Here is a 17,148-nt window from a genome sequence, read left to right on the forward strand (position 1 = left end):
GTTTAAGGCGTCTCAGGCGCAACCTGTTCTATCTATAATAAACATGTTCAAATGTATAAATTTGTATAACATGTTTTATACGCGCAAACGCCTCTAAATAATACAAGTTGTTTACGCACAAGCAACTTGTATTAAAATTGCCCATTCAATGAGAAGAGAACATGTTAATACGATCGCTGAAAGACAAGTGAACATAGGGCGATCGCCTATAACATCTCTATAACGTCTTTCTAATAAGTAAGCTGGCTCTTTGTTTGATAAAAGAGAAGAAATCGCTAGCTGTTCTTAAGACACGAGCGCAGTATCGCTCTGAGAACCTACTCAAAAGCGCTAAACGGCAATATCTCTGTCGAATATTTTCAAGCGCGATCGCCTAAAGGAATAAAGAGCTAGGGTTCAAAGCATTAGCCAGCTTAGATCACTAAGAGTTGGGAAAATCCCACTTAGCCTGAAACGCGACACCACGGGTGTGACAGCAGACACAGTGGCCTCGGTAACCGGGAGAGCTTCCATACTCGAGGCATTATCTGTAGCCGGTATCTAGAGAATTGGTATTACTCGCAGCTACGCTTGCATTAGGCCTATCAGACAAGTAGCTCTCTACTGATGGGGGCTATCCCACCATCAGCTGGTCTGCAGCAGCCTCCGTTAGCACCGCCTGCGTCAAGTCAATTTCCTGAACAGCGGTTCGAGGCAAAATGGCGTTGCGGAGATCTGTTCCCCGCAGATTGGCACCCCACAAATTAGTTTGTGTCAGATTAGCGCCGCTGAGGTCGGCTTCAGCTAAATTGGCACCCCATAAATCAGCCGCCACCAGATTGGCTCCTAGCAACACAGCGCCGCTAAGGTTAGCCCCGGCCAGGCAGGCTCCGCTTAGATCGGCGTGCCAAAGGCAGGCTCCTGGCCCGATCCAAAGCATTCCAGCCCTTTGCGGATTAAAACCCTCTGGAAACTGCGTACTAGCGTCATAGAGGGCCTGCTGCAGGTTGGCCCCTTGCAAAACCGCTGCTGTCAGATTGGCCGCAATTAGGTTGGCTCTAGAGAGCCGGGCATAGCTGAGATCCGCCTGGCTCAAATTAGCCCCTTTCAGGTTGGCTGCCGTGAAATCAGCCTCAGACAAATTGGCCTGGCTGAGATTGGCTCCAGCTAGATGAGATTGCTGTAGCGCTGCCCCAAAAAGATTGCTGGACGGCAGCTGGGCATTGTTTAAGGCTGCTCCGGTGAGATCTGCTCCCTCCAACCGGGCACCACTGAGTTGCGCATTCACTAGCTGTGCCGCTGGCCCAATCTCATAGCCTTGGGTCTGCCAGGGGCCTGTCACTGTGGGAAATCGGGTGGTGCGATCGTAGATAGCTGCTTGAAAGTTGGCGCCATCGAGCTGAGCTGCCCTCAAATCAGCCCCTCGCAAATTAGCGCCTCCAAGATCAGCCCGGATCAAATCAGCCTGCTGTAGCCCAGCATTTCTCAAATCAGCCTGAGTCAAAATCGCTTCGAAAAAGCTAGCCGCTGTAAGCCGAGAGCGCCAAAAGTTGATCCGACTGAGCCTGTGGTGGCTAAAGTCAACTGCATTCAGCGTTAAATTGCTAAAGTTTCTTTCGCCCGCTTGATACTGATGCCAAAATTCTTCGGGTTTCATGTTTTTTATCCCAAGCTTTAAGTATCAATAAGGGTGACTCTAGCCGTGTGCCAGAGTCTATTTATGCTGCTGAGACGAACTGAGCCTGAGGCTCAAGTACCCAAACAGCATAGCCCTGGTTCATTCGAGTCAAAATTGCGGCTCGATTTTCCTGAGCTAGCTGATCAACGGCTTCTAGAGCCTCGTTTTTAGGTATACCAGCACTGAGCAAGCTGTAAAACTGCTCGTCAAATTCAATCGCATAAAGCTGCTCTGGTAAACGGGGAACTTGAACTCGGCAGCGCTGATATTGTCCTGGAAAAATGATGACCGTGTGGCTAGCCTCTGCTTCTACAATCGCTGCGGTCGCCTCATCAGAGGCCAATATCTCCGGCCAGGCTTCTATGAAGGTTTCAGTAGACGGCCATGTAACCGTTTGGCCAGCGATCGCTTCAGATTTGAAGCCGGATTCTAGAGCTTGGGTGTGACTAGGAATCGGCTGTCCTTGCGTAGATTGAGTAGCCAGTTGAGCAGCCTTTTGTCCCTTAGTCCAGTGCTTACGAGCTAATTCAGCGGTGATCACGCCTGCTCCGGCGCTGAGCACAATGGCAGTACCAATATATGGAATTGCTGCGTCTTTATGAATTTGTTCCAAGTTCATTTGAGCCGCTTGACTGAGAACCGGCAGTGACTTAACCGGACTGTTGGTTGATTTTTCTAAAATGGTGGGCAGCATCAGAGCTGAAAATACAGAACCGGCGACTAGAGCAGCAGGTAGAAAAATATTACGGACAGGAGAATCGCGCATATTCGATTAATTGAAGAACGATTAGAGTGAACAAGATGTTTGATGTTACTAGCTAAACCTGAAGCATTGCTTTAATAACTAAGATTAAATTAATTGCTTGCTTGCTTGTTCAATAATTGACCTAACATTTCTCTCTTTCTTTAAAGAGAAGAGTGAGCATAAGCCATTATTTTATCTTCGCCTAAAGAATGTTTTCAAAACAGCACCTCGATTAAAAAATTTAGCTAAATAAACTATTTCAGACCTTTAAAGCTATAGAAAAATTCAGTGTTTGACAGCTTAGCTCTGAACTTGATTTTGAGTTAAAGTCTGACTTAATTATGCAGAAAAAGTTGACTTCTAAGAAAATGATGATCTAGGGAACAGCGACTACCCCCACATGTAATCAATCAAAAATCAAAGGCTATTAATGATGGAAAAGCTGCTGATTTTTAGCAGTCATCCAGTGGATGAAGTCAGCAAGCTTATTTGTAGGCAAATTCTGAGCGAAGCTCTACTCTATTATACGGAGCTCTTTACGTATTAGATCGGTATAAATTTAAATATTAGGCAAAGTTTGCAGCGATCGCGCTAGGGTTTTCCACACTAAATTTACAATACTTCTAGGGCAGCATTCGGAAACTACCAATTTAATTAGAAGAAGAGACTAAGCTCAATAAAGTAGGGCTAAAACATATCTCAATCGCTTCATTTCATATCGTCATGTAGCCTTAAACCAATGAATTTTAATGCGCTTTTACTTGGTACGCTAATGGTCGGTGCTATTGTACCAATAACGATTTATACCTTACCTGCTGCCCAACAGCGAGTTGTCCCCAACCCGGTCATTCAGGTTGAGTCTACGCAGCCGGTGAATCAGCCCCCACATCCCCTTAAGCAGCTCAAAACCGCAAATCAGTGTATAGGCTGCAATCTGGCTGAGATAGACCTCAGCGACAGAGACCTCAGCCGCGCTAATCTCAGTCAGGCAAATTTGCAACGGACCAACTTTTCTCAGAGTCAGCTTGTCAATGCGGTTTTGCAACAGGCTCAGCTTGAAGCGGCTCAACTAGTTGAGGCGAACGCCACCGGCGCTGATTTTGAGCAGGTCAATCTGAGACGGGCTGATTTGACACGATCGCAACTGATGCAAATCAACCTGATTGCAGCCAACCTAGACGAAGCGATTCTAACTGAAACGGAGCTGCGAGAAGCGGCGCTGAATCAGGCCACGTTACAGAATGCGAATCTGACGCGAGCTAGTCTCTATGGGGCGGTGTTGCGAGAAGCAGACTTATCAGGTGCGAATCTGCAGGGAGCAGATCTGCGCTATACGGATTTGACCGATGCCAATTTGCAGAGGGCAAATTTGCAGGGGATTCAGCTAGAGGGAGCTATTCTGCCGGATGGCAGCAACTACAGCGGCAGTGATGACATCATTATTCTGTCGGGGAATAGTCAGTAAATTTTTAAGCAGTTAGGGCCAGCAATGCCCACGTATCTATTATGAGAGATTGCTAGCTTCCTCTGAGGCATTGCTCCATATTGCCATGATTCGCATCATGCCATGCAGATTGGCCTGAGCTTACACGCTTATCCGGGTTTCCGAATATCCTCTGAGCCTGTGATTTCAATCCTGAGCGGGATACCGTTCTGCGATCGCTTTCAATAAAGCACTTCACCCTGCAAGATCGGCGCATTCGTCTGTCGTTGATCGGGAAATTCAAGCTGGCGCGTATTAGGCGGATCCGGCAGTTCCAAAAAGCGATTGCCCCAGCCGCCATTAATATCTTCAGGGGATATTGCCACCGGGTGAGTTTTTTCCTGGGGCAAATCAACCTGCATCGCCTCACCGATTTGCAAATAAGGCTGACCCGCCTCAGTCGTACGGACAAACCGGCTAGCAAATTCCAGTTCCCGCCGGGCCAACTGCTGCTCACTCGCTCTGAAATCATCAATCGACGCTAGGGTTGTCAGAAACACTACCTGCTCTTCTGGCTCTACTGCTAGCTCCAATTCAGGCTGATGGATTTGCCAAGCTTCTTGAAACTGTCCATTAGCAGCTACTCGCCAGAGGGCAAGCTGAGTTTGCCAGCGCTTGCCGTCAATATCTACCACGTCATAGTCCAAGATAGAATAGGTCGTCTGGGACTGCTGAGTCTTGGCAGAAGTTTGTTTGAGCCGCAGATAGCGCATAGCAATCACCGTAATTTTGCTACCATCTGGCAAATCAGCAGTTCCCGAAAGGATGTAGCCTCCTGGCTGAGAAGCCGGTTCTATCTGCAAATCGAGACTGGCCAAATTAGGACTAGGTTGCAATCGCGGCTTCAGGATTTTTCCTGAAGAACAGCTAGCTGCAATGGTCATAAGCAAGCAACTAGCTGCAAGGAAGCAAAGTCGTTGCCAATTAGACAAAATTTTTTCTAATCGATGAGACATGGTGAGAAAGTCGGCTAAGGAGCATCGGGTGGTGGCACAGGGGTGAGAACTAGCTGAGTGATCGCAGGAGCTGTTTAATTTTGCGCTGCTGCTTAGCGTTGAGATCGCTTGGAAAGCGAAGTTCCAGGGCAAGCCGTTGACTGGTCGGCGAGGTCACCGGCATCATTAGCGGCAGGGGTTCAATATAGGCAACCCGGGCGAGTAAGCTCTGGGCCTCTGGATCGTTTTTAGCTTGGCCCACTAGCAGGCCGATAAGTGGCTGGGTCTGCTCTAGCTGGGAAAGCTGCAGATCCGCTTCGGTTTCCAGTTCTACCCGCAGCTCCTGAGAGCTGATTTCGCTCACCTGAGCCGAGAGCGCCTGCTCACCCCAGCCCTCCCAGAACAGCACCGCCGTAGCCCTGACCTGCTTGCGTATCTTGACGCCGCGCTCTGGCTGAAACTCCTTGAAAGCCCGCTTTAAGCTAGTGACGATAAAGCCCAGCGACTGAAACGGGCGATCGCGTTCGGCCCGGTGTTGGGAATACCACTGTTTCACATCGCAGTAAATTACTATAACTAAATCGTCAAGCTGAGTACGGCTGAGGTTGTCAAACTTCAGGGACAGCACCGTTTGTAGCTTGGGCGTTGCCACCGCTCGGATGATAGCGGCATCCAATAGCACTCGCGAGCCATAGTCCCCCACCAGCTCTAGCTTCACCTGATCGGCCACATTAGGCCAGACATCCATACAGATTTGGGCCCCGCTCTCACTGACGTTGATGGTCTTGCCAGGCCAGCTCTGACCTTCGCTGTGCACAACGGCGCTGAGCTGGCGGGGTAGGCGATGGGCTTGCCGCAGTTGGGGCTGCTCGAAAGCAGCGAGACAGGCGGCAATCACCAACAGCAGGTTAAACACGCACCACAGCGCATTGACTAAAACCGCTTGGGTATCATCAGGGCTGAGAATCAGCCAGAAGGGAATTGTCAGTAGCGAAGCCGCCGTAATGGTCCCCAAAACTACCAGGTAGCGCACTGTATCTAAGTCAAAACTGCGTTCGCTGACGGTCAGGCCCTTATCGGTGACATTGAAAGAGCCTAGCTTAGGATTTACCAGCGCCAGCAGCGTCACAATTCCGGCCTGAAATGACAAGGCAAACTCGTAGATTTCATTCCAGAACGAAAAGCGCACATGCTTATAGGGAATGTGGTTAGCTTGCATAGAGAGGGCAATGTGGGGCAGGGCATAGAACAGGGTTTCTAAACCCAGACCTTTGACGGCGCTGATGCCAAACAGCAAGAACAGGTTAGGGGCAATGGCATACATCAGCCGGGGAAAGCCAAAAAAGAAATGAGAAGTGGCGCTGAAATAGCAAATTCGCTGGGGCAGCCGTAGCTTCAGCTTGCGGTTGAATAGGGGGTTTTCTAGTCGCAGAATTTGAGCCATCCCCCTAGCCCAGCGCACTTGCTGCCCGACAAAAGCAGAAAATTTCTCTGGAGCCAGCCCCGCCACCATAATCTTGTCGTAGTAAACCGTCTCATAGCCCAGCGAATGCAGCCGCAGCGCTGTATGGCAGTCCTCCGTTACGGTTTCGGTGGCGATGCCGCCTACTTGCAGCAGATGCTGGCGGCGAATTACTGCTGCTGAGCCGCAAAAGAAAGCTGCATTCCAGAAGTCGTTACCTTTCTGCAACACCTTATAAAACAGCTCGTTGCCTACAGGCACCCGGCCTTCAGTTAGCAAATTGCGCTCAAAGGGGTCAGGGTTATAAAACCAGTGGGGCGTCTGTACCAACGACACTTGGGGATTCTCGAAAAAGCCAACGGTTTCCCTGAGGATGTCGCGGGCAGGAATGTGGTCACAGTCTAGAATCAGTACCAGATCGCCCTTAGTACGTTGCAGCGCCGTGTTGATATTGCCGGCTTTGGCGTGATCGTTATTGTCTCGCACCAGCATTTGCGCACCGAGTTCGGTGCACATCTGCTGAAGCTGAGCCCGGCGTTCAGGATATTTGCGGCCATCATCTAGCACATAGACCTGCTTTTTCTGGCGGGCATAGTCGGTTTCGATTGCTCCTAAGACCGTCTTGCGCACGATCTCTACATCTTCGTTGTAGGTTGGAATATAGATGTCTACCTGGGGCCACTGCTCCACTGGAATAGTCGATAGATCAATTGAGCGGCGCTGCTTCACCTTGAGGGTTTGAAAATAGGTGAGTACCAGCGTGGCGATCGCATAAAGTTCAGCGCTAAACAGCAGCAGGCAGAAAAAGCTGGAAATCCAGTTGTCAAAATTGAGCGTATATTGGCTGCGATAGAACAGATATCGGGCAGTTGTCAGCAGGCTCAGCGCGATCAGCAGCAGGTGCAAGGCTTCGGCAGTGCGCTCCAAACCAGACTGTTCTTCTAACCGCAGCGTAAACTGGCCCATGCCAATCAGCAGCAGCGTAATCAGACCTTGTTGCCAAACGCTCGGACGAGTGGTAATCAGCGGCATACAGAGAACTGCAACTGCGATTGCCAGCAGGATGAGCTGCTGACGACTGAGCCAGTGCAACACCCAGCTAAAACCTGTCGGTAAGCGATCCACCAGCCAGGTATGGGCTTGACAGCTAATGAAACGCCATAGCGGGCGCAGGTAGCGCCGCAGCAATGAGCCAAAGCGGTTGGGAGAGGGGTAGCTAACCATAGGCGGTAAATAAATCTCAAACAATATTGATAGCTGCAAGCGATGGGACCAAGAGAACGAGACGCTAAGCATCCGGTTGAGAGAGCCGTTTGAGGAGCTGCTGGGCAATGCCGTAAAACACTAGCGCTGTTGCGATCGTGCCCGCTGCTAAGAATAGCCAGTGGCGCTGGAGTCGTACCCAGAGCTGTCGTGGACTTTTTTCCAAGGAGGTTCGCTGCTGGGAAGCCTGACGTAAAACGGTTAGGCTGTAGGCCGCCGGATCGTAGATTTCTACATCTGCGCCGGTTGCACGAATCAGTACCGTATCGCCTTCTAGCTGATAAAACAGGGCGTCGCGGTTGAAGAGCTGTTGCACATGGTCTAGGCCAGTCTCGGTTTGGCCACTCAGGGCCAACAGCATTCGCTGGGAATTCCAGGGCGATCGCATTTGCTTTACCAGCCCCTCTTCGTCAGAGAGGGGTTGAATCTGGCTTTGCTGCCACTGCCGCAATAGAGCGCTGCCGAGCTGAAAGCCTGATTGCTCAAAGGCTTCTGGCAGCGGAAAGTTGTCTTCAGTGCCAATGGCGATGAGGTGCTGCGTCTGCTGAGTGGTTGGATCGAGCTGATCGGCTCGGTAAGCTGAGAGCTGAACGGATTTCGCCTGACTCAGCCGTCCTAAGCGCTCACTCACCTCTAGCATGACCGCCAAATCGCGATTGCTGGGCTGATTTGGTAGTACAATCGCCGTCTGGGACAAATCCTGCGGCGCGGCGAAGGGAAAGCCATACTGCAGCAGCTTCAGGTCAGGTAGCCAAGCTGCTACCTCGCGGGCCAGTTGAAACTGGGTATCGCCGTGAATTGTCCCCCAAAGCTGCTGATCGGTGACGCGGCTGCAAGACCGACGCTCGCGCGGGTCGAGGCGGAAGTTGACCTGCATTTTTGAGTGGGGCTGAATCAACTCCGTTGGCAGATTGAGCTTGATGCTTTCCTTATAGCCCCCATCCTCCGAGCGCAATCGCTCACCGCCAACGGCGACCCCGTCAATGGTGACCTCTACCTGAGAGGTAAGCGGATTCACCTGCGGCCCATAGCTATAGCTGAGGCGCATAAAGCTACCGGGCAGGAACTGATCATCGGGCAGGGCGCGAAAGTCAAACTCTAGGGCCGGAGCCTGTGATCCCCAAACGGTGACATCTTCAAAGGTCTTCTGGTTGAAAGTGGTCAGTTCTTGCAGCTCAAAGCTTGGTTCTGTCGGCAGATACTTTGGCCAACGGCGTGGTTCAGGACTGGGGGCTTCGGCTAGCTGCTGCACCAAAATAGCTTGCCCGGTGGCGATCGATGCCGCTTCACTGTGCACCAAGAACTGAGCCGCTTTAGCCACACCTGCCGCACCGTTACCCGTTGCCACCAGCACCGGCACCTGCTGCTCTAAGGCTGTGGTCAGCACCAGCACGCCGATATCATCCGGGAGGGGCTGGCCCTCACCGTCTAGAAACTTATCTGCTTTCAAAGGCAGAGGCAAGGCCAGGTCTGCCAAAGCTGGCTGCTCAGCCAACGTCCCAATCACCACTAGCCGCTCGTCCGCTTCTAACTTGCCCAGCTCATCCACCAGGCGCGTCTCCAGCGGGCGGTAGTCAACAGTACGGCCTAGGCTACTGTGCAGGCGACTGGCGGCGGTGAGCCAGGTTTCTGCTACCGTGCTGGGCTTGAGGTATGCGATTTTGTTCGGCTCTAAGCTAAGGGTATCCACCAGCGGATAGGGATACTGCTCAAAGTCCAGCGGTATCGGCTGCGGCTCAAAGTCAAACACCAGCTTGGAGTCTGGCAGCACCTCTGACCACAGGGAAGGATCAAACGGATCTTGGGTGCAGGTGGGGGAGTTGTTCTGCAAAGCCGCTACCACCACCTCGTTATAGTCGCGGATCAGGCGGGCTGGAATCTCAAAAATGGCCTCCCCCAATTCCCCCTGCTTGCGGTTAAGCGGCACGCTACCAATGCTGGTGCCATTGACCAAAACGGTCATGTTAGAGCGGGTAGCATAGAGGGCAGCAGAATGGCGATAGCGCAGCAGCACCTTGATTGTCTGGGCTTGCCAGTTACGAGGGCGAGTAAACCACAGTCTCGCTTCGTCATAAATGCCTTCAAACCTCAGCCGCTCTTCCACCACCGGACTACGGTTGAACTCCAGCACGTACTGACCGGCTGGTGCCGCAGCCACAATGGGCGGTTCAGCTGGGGCCACAGGCAACGGCAGGCTTTCGATTAGAGTTTCTGGCTGAGCCGGGACGTCAGCGTTACTGTCAGTTGCAGACTGGGCCTGGGTAGAGGCAGCTAGCAAGCTGGCCTGCAGCAGTAGGCAGCTCGTTACAAAGCCTAGCTGCAGTGGGCGGTACAGGAACATGGCAAAATTGCCAAAAGGATTCAACATAAGGATGTAGAGGCGTTCACGATGAGTATGGTCAGGGCAGCAATCGCCATTGATAGCAAGACAAAATTCAGAACGGGGCTTAATATCGCTCCCAGTTTGGCTGGAACCCACGGCGGCGCAGAAAGTTGAGTCGGATATCCTGCATCCGGTAGGCCAGCGGGGAAGTCACCTCAATGGCAGCCTTGTCAGTTTGTAGCTCAGCAAACTGCTGTAGGGCGGCAATGGGCTGATCTTGGGCCAGCCGCAGCTCTGCCAGAATGCGGCGGATTTGCCAATCTCCCGGCTTCAAGGCCAAAACCTGCTGGAAGAGAGCGATTGCTTCCTCTAGCCGTCGCTGCTGAAAGCGGACGCCGCCTAGGGCCGCGAGGGTATCCGTATTTTCCGGCTGCTGGGTCAAAATTGCCGTGTAGGCTTGGCTAGCCAAGTCCAGTTCTCCTAACACCTGAGCCATTTCCCCCTGAACAAAGTACAGTCCCACTGCCGTTGGCTGAGCTGTCGTCAGCTGCTGTACATAGGCGATCGCCCGGTTTTTGTCCGTCTGGGCCAGCAGTTGCACATAGCGGCGGTTGAGGCCGATGTGGGTGGGGGTGATCGCTAATAAAGTCTCGTATAGGGTTTGACGGGCGGGTTCTGGCGGCAAGGTGCCTACCAAATCTAGTAGTTCGGGTGAAACGACGCTGGCCGTTAGATTGGAGTGAGCCGCGAGCCAGTCACGCAGAACCGATTCTGCCTGGGCCACGCTGAGACGTTGCAATCGCAGGGCTAAATAAGTCTGTCCTAACCGTCCCCGCTTGCTTTGAGGCTGCTGCGCAACCAGCCGATCGTAGGTGGCTAAAGCCAGCGACCAGTGCTGCTGGCTTTGATAAATTCCGCTTAGCCCCAATAGGGCTGTTTCGGTGACTGTGGGCGACTCCGTTTGGTTCAAAATCGCTTCGTACTGGGCAATACTGGCTGCCAGATTGTCCTGCCGCCGCTCTAGCTCAGCTAAGAGCAAAACAGGGGCCAGATCTTGCTGGCCTGTTGGGGTAGCCTGATAGGTGGCGATCGCCGCTCTGGCCGCTTGCCAGTTGCCCTGGATCATCTGCATTTGAGCCACGCGGAAAGCTAGGAAGTCCACCGGCACAGCGGCATCCATTAGAGACTGATAAATCGGCAGCAGAGCAGGGGCGGGATTGTCTAGGCGAATGAGGGCTTGTCCTACCTGCTGTTGCAGTACTGCATTAGCGGGTAGTGGCTGCAGCAGGCTCAAAAGCTGGATTTGCATGTCAGTCTGAGAGACTTGGCCCAGCTCGTAGGCCAAAAGCAGGCGCTTGATTTGCAGAGCGGGCTGAGCCGGGGTCTGAGCCAAAAGCTGCTCATAGAGCCGCAAGGCCTCTGGCTGTAGGGCAGGGACTTCGCTCAGCACCTCGGCGACCTCGGCGACCAAGCCTACGCTAGGCTCAATTGAGGTCGCTAGAGCTTGCTGATAGAGCAAAGCGGCCTCCTGATATAGGACCATATCTCCAGTCTGACGGCCAATCTGGCTCAAGGCCCGTGCTAAAGGCAAGGTGGCTTCAGGGCGATCACGCAGCGGTGCCAGAATATTCAAAGCCTCGGCAGTTTGCTGGTTACGCTGGTAGGCCACAGCTAAAGCTGACCGCAGATCAGCTGAGTCGGAGGCAGTCTGAAACTGGCGGCTGAGCAGCGCGATCGCCTCGGCAGGTCGCCCCGTCTGCTGCAGGGTTTCGGCATAGGCAATAAGTCCAGCGGCTGGCAGCGATCGCCCGGTTGCCAAGTAGCGCTCAAACAGGGTCAATCCCTGGGCATAGTTGCCGCTGTAGGTGTAGATTTGGGCAGCGCCCAGCACCGTCTCTGGCGCGGGACTGGCGGCTAAAACCTGTTCATAATCAGCGATCGCCTCAGCAAAGCGTCCTTGGTAGCCCAGCAGCAGCGCCCGCTGCGCCCTGAGGGAAACATCGGTCGGGGTCTGCTGAAGTAATGTAGTCAGCGCCGCGATGCCCTCAGCCTGCCACTCCGGTCGATAGCTCCCTAGCTGCCCGATGGCAGCCAGCGCCTCCCGGTTACTGGGTTCTAGGGCTAAAATCTGCTGATAGGTCTGCCAGGCTTGGGCGTCCTGTCCAGCCCGCTGGTAGGCGATCGCCAGTCCAAGCTGAGCGGCAGTAGACTGGGGCTGCTGCTCCAGTGCCCGCTGGAATTCTCGAATTGCATCGTCTACCCAGCCCCGCTCTAAAAAGCCGTAGCCGGCTTGGACGGCGCTGGTTTGAGCCAGCACCGGACGAGCTGCCAAACTGTTGATCAGCGTTAAACACGCTGTCAGAGAAAGCGCCTGTAGCGCCAGCATAAATTTGTTTTGTAGCTTCATTGCTTTACTCCTCTACCAGTCTGCTCTCAGACGCAGTCCTAAAACGGTTTCCGACAGTTCGGCGCGGCTCTGTAGGCTCACCCCCGCTCGTAGACCACTGACCAGCGGCGCGTCGTAAAATAGCTCCCACACGTCCGGTGTTTTACCCCGGCGAGCCGCGTCATTAGATAAAGCCTGACCGTAGGCCAAACCCAGGCGATCGCGTTCGCTAAAGACATCTAAAGCACTGAGGCCGAGGCTAAAGCTGCGGCCATCGCGGCCCAAATCAGTATTCTCATACCAGCCATAGCGGCCAAACAGACCCAGATTCAGCGATTCGATGAAGTATTCCGCATTGAGGCCATAGGCTATTTCCCGGTCATCCTCTAGCAGGCCAAAGGCTGAGCCGCGATCAAACTGAAAGATTTCGCTGAAGCCATCTGCCGAGCCAGCATCGCGGGCAGTGGCAAAGGTGCCCCGCAGAATCAGGTTTTGGGCTCGAAAGCCCATTTCAGTGGCAAAGCCGTCAAGGTCAAACTCACCCAAGTCACGGGTTGACGAAAAGACAGCGGCCTTAAATTCAACCTGATCAGTAGCGCTCCAGTTCACCAGCAGACCGGGCCGAGTGGCTATACCCGCCGCGCTGAGAGCGGGATTGGTTTGAAAGACGGGATTGAAGAAGTGGGTAGCCCCGTCTTTGGCAAAGCTGTTGCGATCGAAATACGAAGTCAAATCCAGTAGCCCTGCCACCAGCCGCAGATTGGGCAGAGAATCGAGCGGCGCGGCAGAGACGTACAGCTCGTTCAGGCTAAGACCTTCTTCTCTAGAATCGGCAAAGGTATTACCCGTTGTTAAATCGACTGTGGCCCCGAACAGCATCTGTTCGCTGACTGCATAGATAGCCGTCGTTCGCAAACGGCCCGAAAATTCGTCATCCTGTAGGATTGCCGCCGCCTGATACTGCACCAGCGGCTGATAGTTTTGCAGCGGTGGAGGTGCCGCCATGGGCAGTTCAGCCGTTTCGGTTGAGGCAGTGGCGGCTTCAGCCGTCTCGGTAGGCTCTACTAAACTAACAGCGCGATCGCTCGGCCTGTGGGCTAAGTCTATGGCTAGCGGCAGAGACTCAGCCGCTGGCTGGGTTTCAGCTCCAATCACCGTTGGCATTCGATTCTCAGCGTCAGGCTGGCTGGCTGGGAAAGACGGTTCAGCCGCAGCTTCTGAGGCCGCTGCCAGCGGTACGGGGGCTGCCGGGAGGCTAGCTACCTTGGGCGTGACTGGAGATGTTGCGATAGCAGAGCTAGGCGATAAGCTAGCAGCGTTTGCTGCCACCGCAATCGCCATTGAAGAGTCCGGCTCCGAAGTCTCCGCCTGAGCAGGCGGCAGGTAGGCGGTACCCGTCAGCATCAGGCCGAGGGCTAATCCCGGCAGCAGAGTTCTGGTACTAGAGCCAGCGCGATCGCTTGGCCTCGGTAAAAAAGGGGGGGCTAATTCTCTCATCATCAATTTGGGAGCAAGATTTTAGATAAAGTCGCTACCAGCTGAGCCGTCAGAGCAGCGACGGCTAAAGCTAGTTCGAGCAGGCTGAACTGATAGGCTCAGAGGTGATGACCTCCGGCCTGCGCTACAGGGAAGTTTTGAGCAGATGCAGATTAAAAATCTTGGCAAGTCATGAGCGTCACTTTGCCCCGCGCCCTGAGCAAAACTGTTTCTATACCGATTCTTGGTTTTACAGCTACAGCTAGGAACGAGGTCGGTATTCGCTATCCACCAACGGTTGCAAGCGCTAGATGGGTTGACCCGGCCTTATGACTAAGAAAATAGTGGATGCAGCAAAGCTATTGCAGTTTGCGGTAAAGCATTAGCTCAAAAATAGCTGAGTTTTGGCTGTTGAGTTCAGAAAAGAGCATCAAGATGCACTGGCCTTAACGTCAGGCATTTGCCCCAGCCTGGTTAAGGCAACGCTTTTGCCTTCAGTACGCAAACTAACCTAACTCTTCACAAAAAAACAAGGAAAGCCAGGACTATTAAGCCTGTTTTTCAGCAAAATTACGCAAAATGGCTTAAATACGGCTTAGCCAGTTGAAGTTTTTACCAAAATCAGCTAAGTAGAAAACTTGCTCTTGTAAACAAAAATATTTCGGCTTGGGGATAGCTTTGTTTTTGCCGAAAACTGTTTTTGCTTCAGAAGAGCTCTTTGAAGACTAAAAAGATCGAGAAAAGGATCAAAAAGCCTGCTTTAGCTCGATAAGCATTATTGCTTATGAAATACTAAATTGCAGTTTTGGAAGTTATAACTATATCACCTTTCAAATAGATGACAAGGATTAATTTGAATTAACGTAAAATTTACTACTTAAAAGTCAAGAAAGCATGAACCTAAAGACTTTGAATTGCGATTTACCCGAAATTGCACCAGTATCAAAAACGTCGGGCTGATTCGACCTGACTGAGTTTTCGGCGTTGAGCTGGTGCCCCATCCAGCTAGGTAGAGCTTACAAGTCAAAAAGTCAGGGCATTACGCGCTTTCACGATCAGGGTGTTCAATCTGCTAAGTTCTCAAGCCACTTGGGTTTGATTAACTTGTCCATCGACAAAGTTGCAGTTGAAAAGGCACATTTTTTCAATTGAGAACCTGCCTGATCCGCTCCATACTCCTTAAGCAAATTAGCTGAAATGCGCACAAGAACAAGTGTCCTTGCTATGAATAGCTACTCTTATCGCGCTCCCCAAGAACTTCACCTACTCAGCGTTTTAGCGCAAGCTGTAAGTCAACAGGTGAGCGGTTGTTTACAAGTCACTGACGAAACCAATCGCTGGCGACTGTACTTAGAAAAAGGCCAGCTGATCTATGCTTCTAACTCTCTCAGCCCGTTCGATCGCCTCGATCGCTATCTGCGTCGCTTGAATGCTCAAATCCCTAGCTTAGTCAGCCCAGTGCGGGTGCAGGTACGGCTGCTGTTCGAAAAGCCGATTGAAGAAGATAGCAGTCGCTGCTGGGACTATGAAGCTATCTGCTGGCTAGTTGGGCAGCAATATTTGACGCCGATCCAAGCGGCAGAGCTGATTGAAGCGCTGGCAAAAGAGGTGCTAGAAACCGTTTTGCCCTTACAGATGGGCAATTACGATATTCTGCCCGAAGGTCAGTTGGCTCAGCTCCCCCGGTTTTGTCACCTAAATTTGCGCTCGGTGGTTGAAGCCTGTCAGGTGCGCAAGTTTAATCAGCGATCGGCGGCAACAGCAGACCGGACGGCCAAAAAAGCACCTATGCCTGCGCCTCCGACTGAGACAAGGCAAGCCGTACCGCTTGAGTCAGCAGCACGATCGCCTGGGATGCCGCAGCCGGCTAGCGCTGCACCGAAGCAAGTCTATACCGTCGCCTGTATTGATGACAGTCCTACTGTGCTGAACGCGATCGAAGCGTTTTTAGACGACAAATCTTTCAAGGTGTTGCGCATTGAAAATCCGGTCAGCGCTCTGATGAAGATTATCCGCAACAAGCCTGACCTGATTTTGCTAGACGTCACCATGCCCAATCTAGATGGCTACGAGCTTTGCTCACTGCTACGGCGACATGCGCTGTTTAAGCAGACGCCCATCATCATGGTGACAGGCAATACGGGCCTAATCGATCGTGCCAAAGCCAAGCTGGTAGGCGCTTCGGGCTACCTAACCAAGCCGTTTACCCAGCCCGCTCTGCTCAAAATTATGTTTAAGCATTTGCGGTAGGGTCGTGGGCGTCAGACAGCCAGATTAAAAGTGAAGCTGACGCTAAACAGTTCCGTTTCACTCCAGTTTTAACGGATTTGCATCTAGGTCAGCAGCCTCTGCCTGATCGTCTCGCTGACAGGGAAATTTAGACAGTTGCCTACATTTTTCAGGAACTCAGCTGATGAGTATTACTCTCACCCAAACAATTTTGGTCATTGAAGATACGCGCTCTGAAATGGAGTTGATGCGTCACTACCTGCATGACAGCGGCTATAACGTTGTTTGCGCCACAACAGCCCAGGAAGGAATTGCTAAAGCCGTCTCGATTAAACCCTTTGCGATCGTAACTGACGTAGTGATGCCTGGTATGAGCGGCTTCGAGCTTTGCCGTCACCTCAAGAAAAATCAGGAAACCGCTAGCATTCCAGTGGTCATCTGTTCTTCAAAGGATCAGGAAATCGATCGGCTCTGGGGCATGAAGCAGGGCGCTGATGCCTACATCACCAAGCCCTTCTCCAAAGAACAGCTCATTCGGGCCGTCAAGTCAGTCACTCTTTAAAGTTGCAAGTTGCATGAATAGTTCAGCCATTGTTCCACTGCCCAATCGCACCCAAAAAGCGGTGGGCGAAGCGTTTCTCAAGTTTCATTTGGGTGCCAAAATTCCGGCTATTTTTGCAATGCAGCATGTTCAGGAGGTGCTGACCCTACCGCTGCTGCGCTTGACACCAATGCCTAACATGCCTGCCTGCATGTTAGGGCTGATGAACTATCGTAGCCGGGTGCTGTGGGTGATTGATCTAGCGGGGCTACTGGCGCTAAATCACCTGGATACGGCAGCTCAGCAGTACAGCCTAATCATTATTTGCGTTGGCCAACTGCGACTGGGCTTAGCGGTTGAGCAAATTGACGGCATGGTTTGGTTTGAGCGCGATCGCATTCAGTCGCCGCTAGGACAGACCACGACTGGACTGGTGCCCTACCTACAGGGATGCATTTGGCAAGAACAAGGAATTTTACTGGTTCTAGATGCGGCAGCCGTCAGTCAAGCCTCGCTGCTACGAAATCCAGAAGCGCTGACACCGCTCTAAACGGTGCTGTCCGTCCTCAAGGGCACCTGCGCCAAATTCCAGTTTTCAAAAGTTGCTAGGAGAGCCGTTATCTCTCCAGCGACCCGATCGCCGCACCT

Annotated in this window: 11 protein-coding genes; 4 read left to right on the plus strand and 7 right to left on the minus strand. The window is 52.4% G+C overall.

All coding sequences use genetic code 11. From position 1 onward, the window contains the following. Positions 1-613: 613 nt before the first annotated feature. A complete protein-coding gene (locus QJQ48_RS23920) occupies positions 614-1,636 on the minus strand; it encodes a pentapeptide repeat-containing protein (protein ID WP_346293766.1) in 1,023 nt (340 codons plus the stop codon). 61 nt (positions 1,637-1,697) lie between these two features. Next, the gene (locus tag QJQ48_RS23925; RefSeq protein WP_346293767.1) at positions 1,698-2,423 is read right to left on the minus strand and encodes a hypothetical protein; all 726 of its coding nucleotides are present in this window, start codon (positions 2,421-2,423) and stop codon (positions 1,698-1,700) included. A gap of 751 nt (positions 2,424-3,174) precedes the next feature. Here QJQ48_RS23925 and QJQ48_RS23930 point away from each other — a divergent pair. Further along, positions 3,175-3,867 (plus strand): pentapeptide repeat-containing protein, encoded by a 693-nt coding sequence (locus QJQ48_RS23930; protein ID WP_346293768.1) that lies wholly within the window; start codon positions 3,175-3,177, stop codon positions 3,865-3,867. A 200-nt stretch (positions 3,868-4,067) separates the two neighbouring features. Here the strand turns inward: QJQ48_RS23930 and QJQ48_RS23935 are convergent, their stop codons facing one another. From QJQ48_RS23935 to QJQ48_RS23955, 5 genes are all read right to left on the minus strand, one after another. Beyond that, positions 4,068-4,769, minus strand: coding sequence for a hypothetical protein (locus QJQ48_RS23935; protein WP_346293769.1), 702 nt, complete (start codon positions 4,767-4,769; stop codon positions 4,068-4,070). Positions 4,770-4,890: 121 nt separating this feature from the next. Beyond that, a complete protein-coding gene (bcsA, locus tag QJQ48_RS23940) occupies positions 4,891-7,506 on the minus strand; it encodes a UDP-forming cellulose synthase catalytic subunit (protein WP_346293770.1) in 2,616 nt (871 codons plus the stop codon). A gap of 64 nt (positions 7,507-7,570) precedes the next feature. Continuing rightward, the gene (locus QJQ48_RS23945) at positions 7,571-9,913 is read right to left on the minus strand and encodes a cellulose biosynthesis cyclic di-GMP-binding regulatory protein BcsB (RefSeq protein ID WP_346293771.1); all 2,343 of its coding nucleotides are present in this window, start codon (positions 9,911-9,913) and stop codon (positions 7,571-7,573) included. 79 nt (positions 9,914-9,992) lie between these two features. Next, positions 9,993-12,275, minus strand: a complete 2,283-nt coding sequence (locus QJQ48_RS23950) for a tetratricopeptide repeat protein (RefSeq protein ID WP_346293772.1) — start codon at positions 12,273-12,275, stop codon at positions 9,993-9,995. A gap of 12 nt (positions 12,276-12,287) precedes the next feature. Beyond that, positions 12,288-13,751, minus strand: a complete 1,464-nt coding sequence (locus QJQ48_RS23955) for a porin (protein WP_346293773.1) — start codon at positions 13,749-13,751, stop codon at positions 12,288-12,290. A 1,203-nt stretch (positions 13,752-14,954) separates the two neighbouring features. Here QJQ48_RS23955 and QJQ48_RS23960 point away from each other — a divergent pair. The 3 genes from QJQ48_RS23960 (at position 14,955) to QJQ48_RS23970 (ending at position 17,050) form a co-directional block, all read left to right on the plus strand. After that, positions 14,955-15,980, plus strand: coding sequence for a response regulator (locus QJQ48_RS23960; protein WP_346293774.1), 1,026 nt, complete (start codon positions 14,955-14,957; stop codon positions 15,978-15,980). Between the two features lie 163 nt (positions 15,981-16,143). Further along, on the plus strand, positions 16,144-16,521 hold the full coding sequence (locus tag QJQ48_RS23965) for a response regulator (protein ID WP_346293775.1): 378 nt from the start codon (positions 16,144-16,146) through the stop codon (positions 16,519-16,521). Positions 16,522-16,534: 13 nt separating this feature from the next. After that, positions 16,535-17,050, plus strand: coding sequence for a chemotaxis protein CheW (locus tag QJQ48_RS23970; protein WP_346293776.1), 516 nt, complete (start codon positions 16,535-16,537; stop codon positions 17,048-17,050). The last annotated feature ends 98 nt before the right edge of the window (positions 17,051-17,148 follow it).

It is taken from the genome of Sphaerothrix gracilis Ecp01, assembly GCF_030405905.1.
GTDB classification, from domain to species: Bacteria; Cyanobacteriota; Cyanobacteriia; order Phormidesmidales; family Phormidesmidaceae; genus Sphaerothrix; species Sphaerothrix gracilis.

Bases quoted from the DNA above. Each gene is read 5' to 3' on its own strand.
- QJQ48_RS23970 (WP_346293776.1), top strand. From the start codon at position 16,535: ATGAATAGTTCAGCCATTGTTCCACTGCCCAATCGCACCCAAAAAGCG.
- QJQ48_RS23930 (WP_346293768.1), top strand. From the start codon at position 3,175: ATGGTCGGTGCTATTGTACCAATAACGATTTATACCTTACCTGCTGCC.
- QJQ48_RS23935 (WP_346293769.1), bottom strand. From the start codon at position 4,769: ATGACCATTGCAGCTAGCTGTTCTTCAGGAAAAATCCTGAAGCCGCGA.
- QJQ48_RS23920 (WP_346293766.1), bottom strand. From the start codon at position 1,636: ATGAAACCCGAAGAATTTTGGCATCAGTATCAAGCGGGCGAAAGAAAC.
- QJQ48_RS23955 (WP_346293773.1), bottom strand. From the start codon at position 13,751: ATGAGAGAATTAGCCCCCCCTTTTTTACCGAGGCCAAGCGATCGCGCT.
- QJQ48_RS23945 (WP_346293771.1), bottom strand. From the start codon at position 9,913: ATGTTGAATCCTTTTGGCAATTTTGCCATGTTCCTGTACCGCCCACTG.
- QJQ48_RS23965 (WP_346293775.1), top strand. From the start codon at position 16,144: ATGAGTATTACTCTCACCCAAACAATTTTGGTCATTGAAGATACGCGC.
- QJQ48_RS23925 (WP_346293767.1), bottom strand. From the start codon at position 2,423: ATGCGCGATTCTCCTGTCCGTAATATTTTTCTACCTGCTGCTCTAGTC.
- QJQ48_RS23960 (WP_346293774.1), top strand. From the start codon at position 14,955: ATGAATAGCTACTCTTATCGCGCTCCCCAAGAACTTCACCTACTCAGC.
- QJQ48_RS23950 (WP_346293772.1), bottom strand. From the start codon at position 12,275: ATGAAGCTACAAAACAAATTTATGCTGGCGCTACAGGCGCTTTCTCTG.
- bcsA (WP_346293770.1), bottom strand. From the start codon at position 7,506: ATGGTTAGCTACCCCTCTCCCAACCGCTTTGGCTCATTGCTGCGGCGC.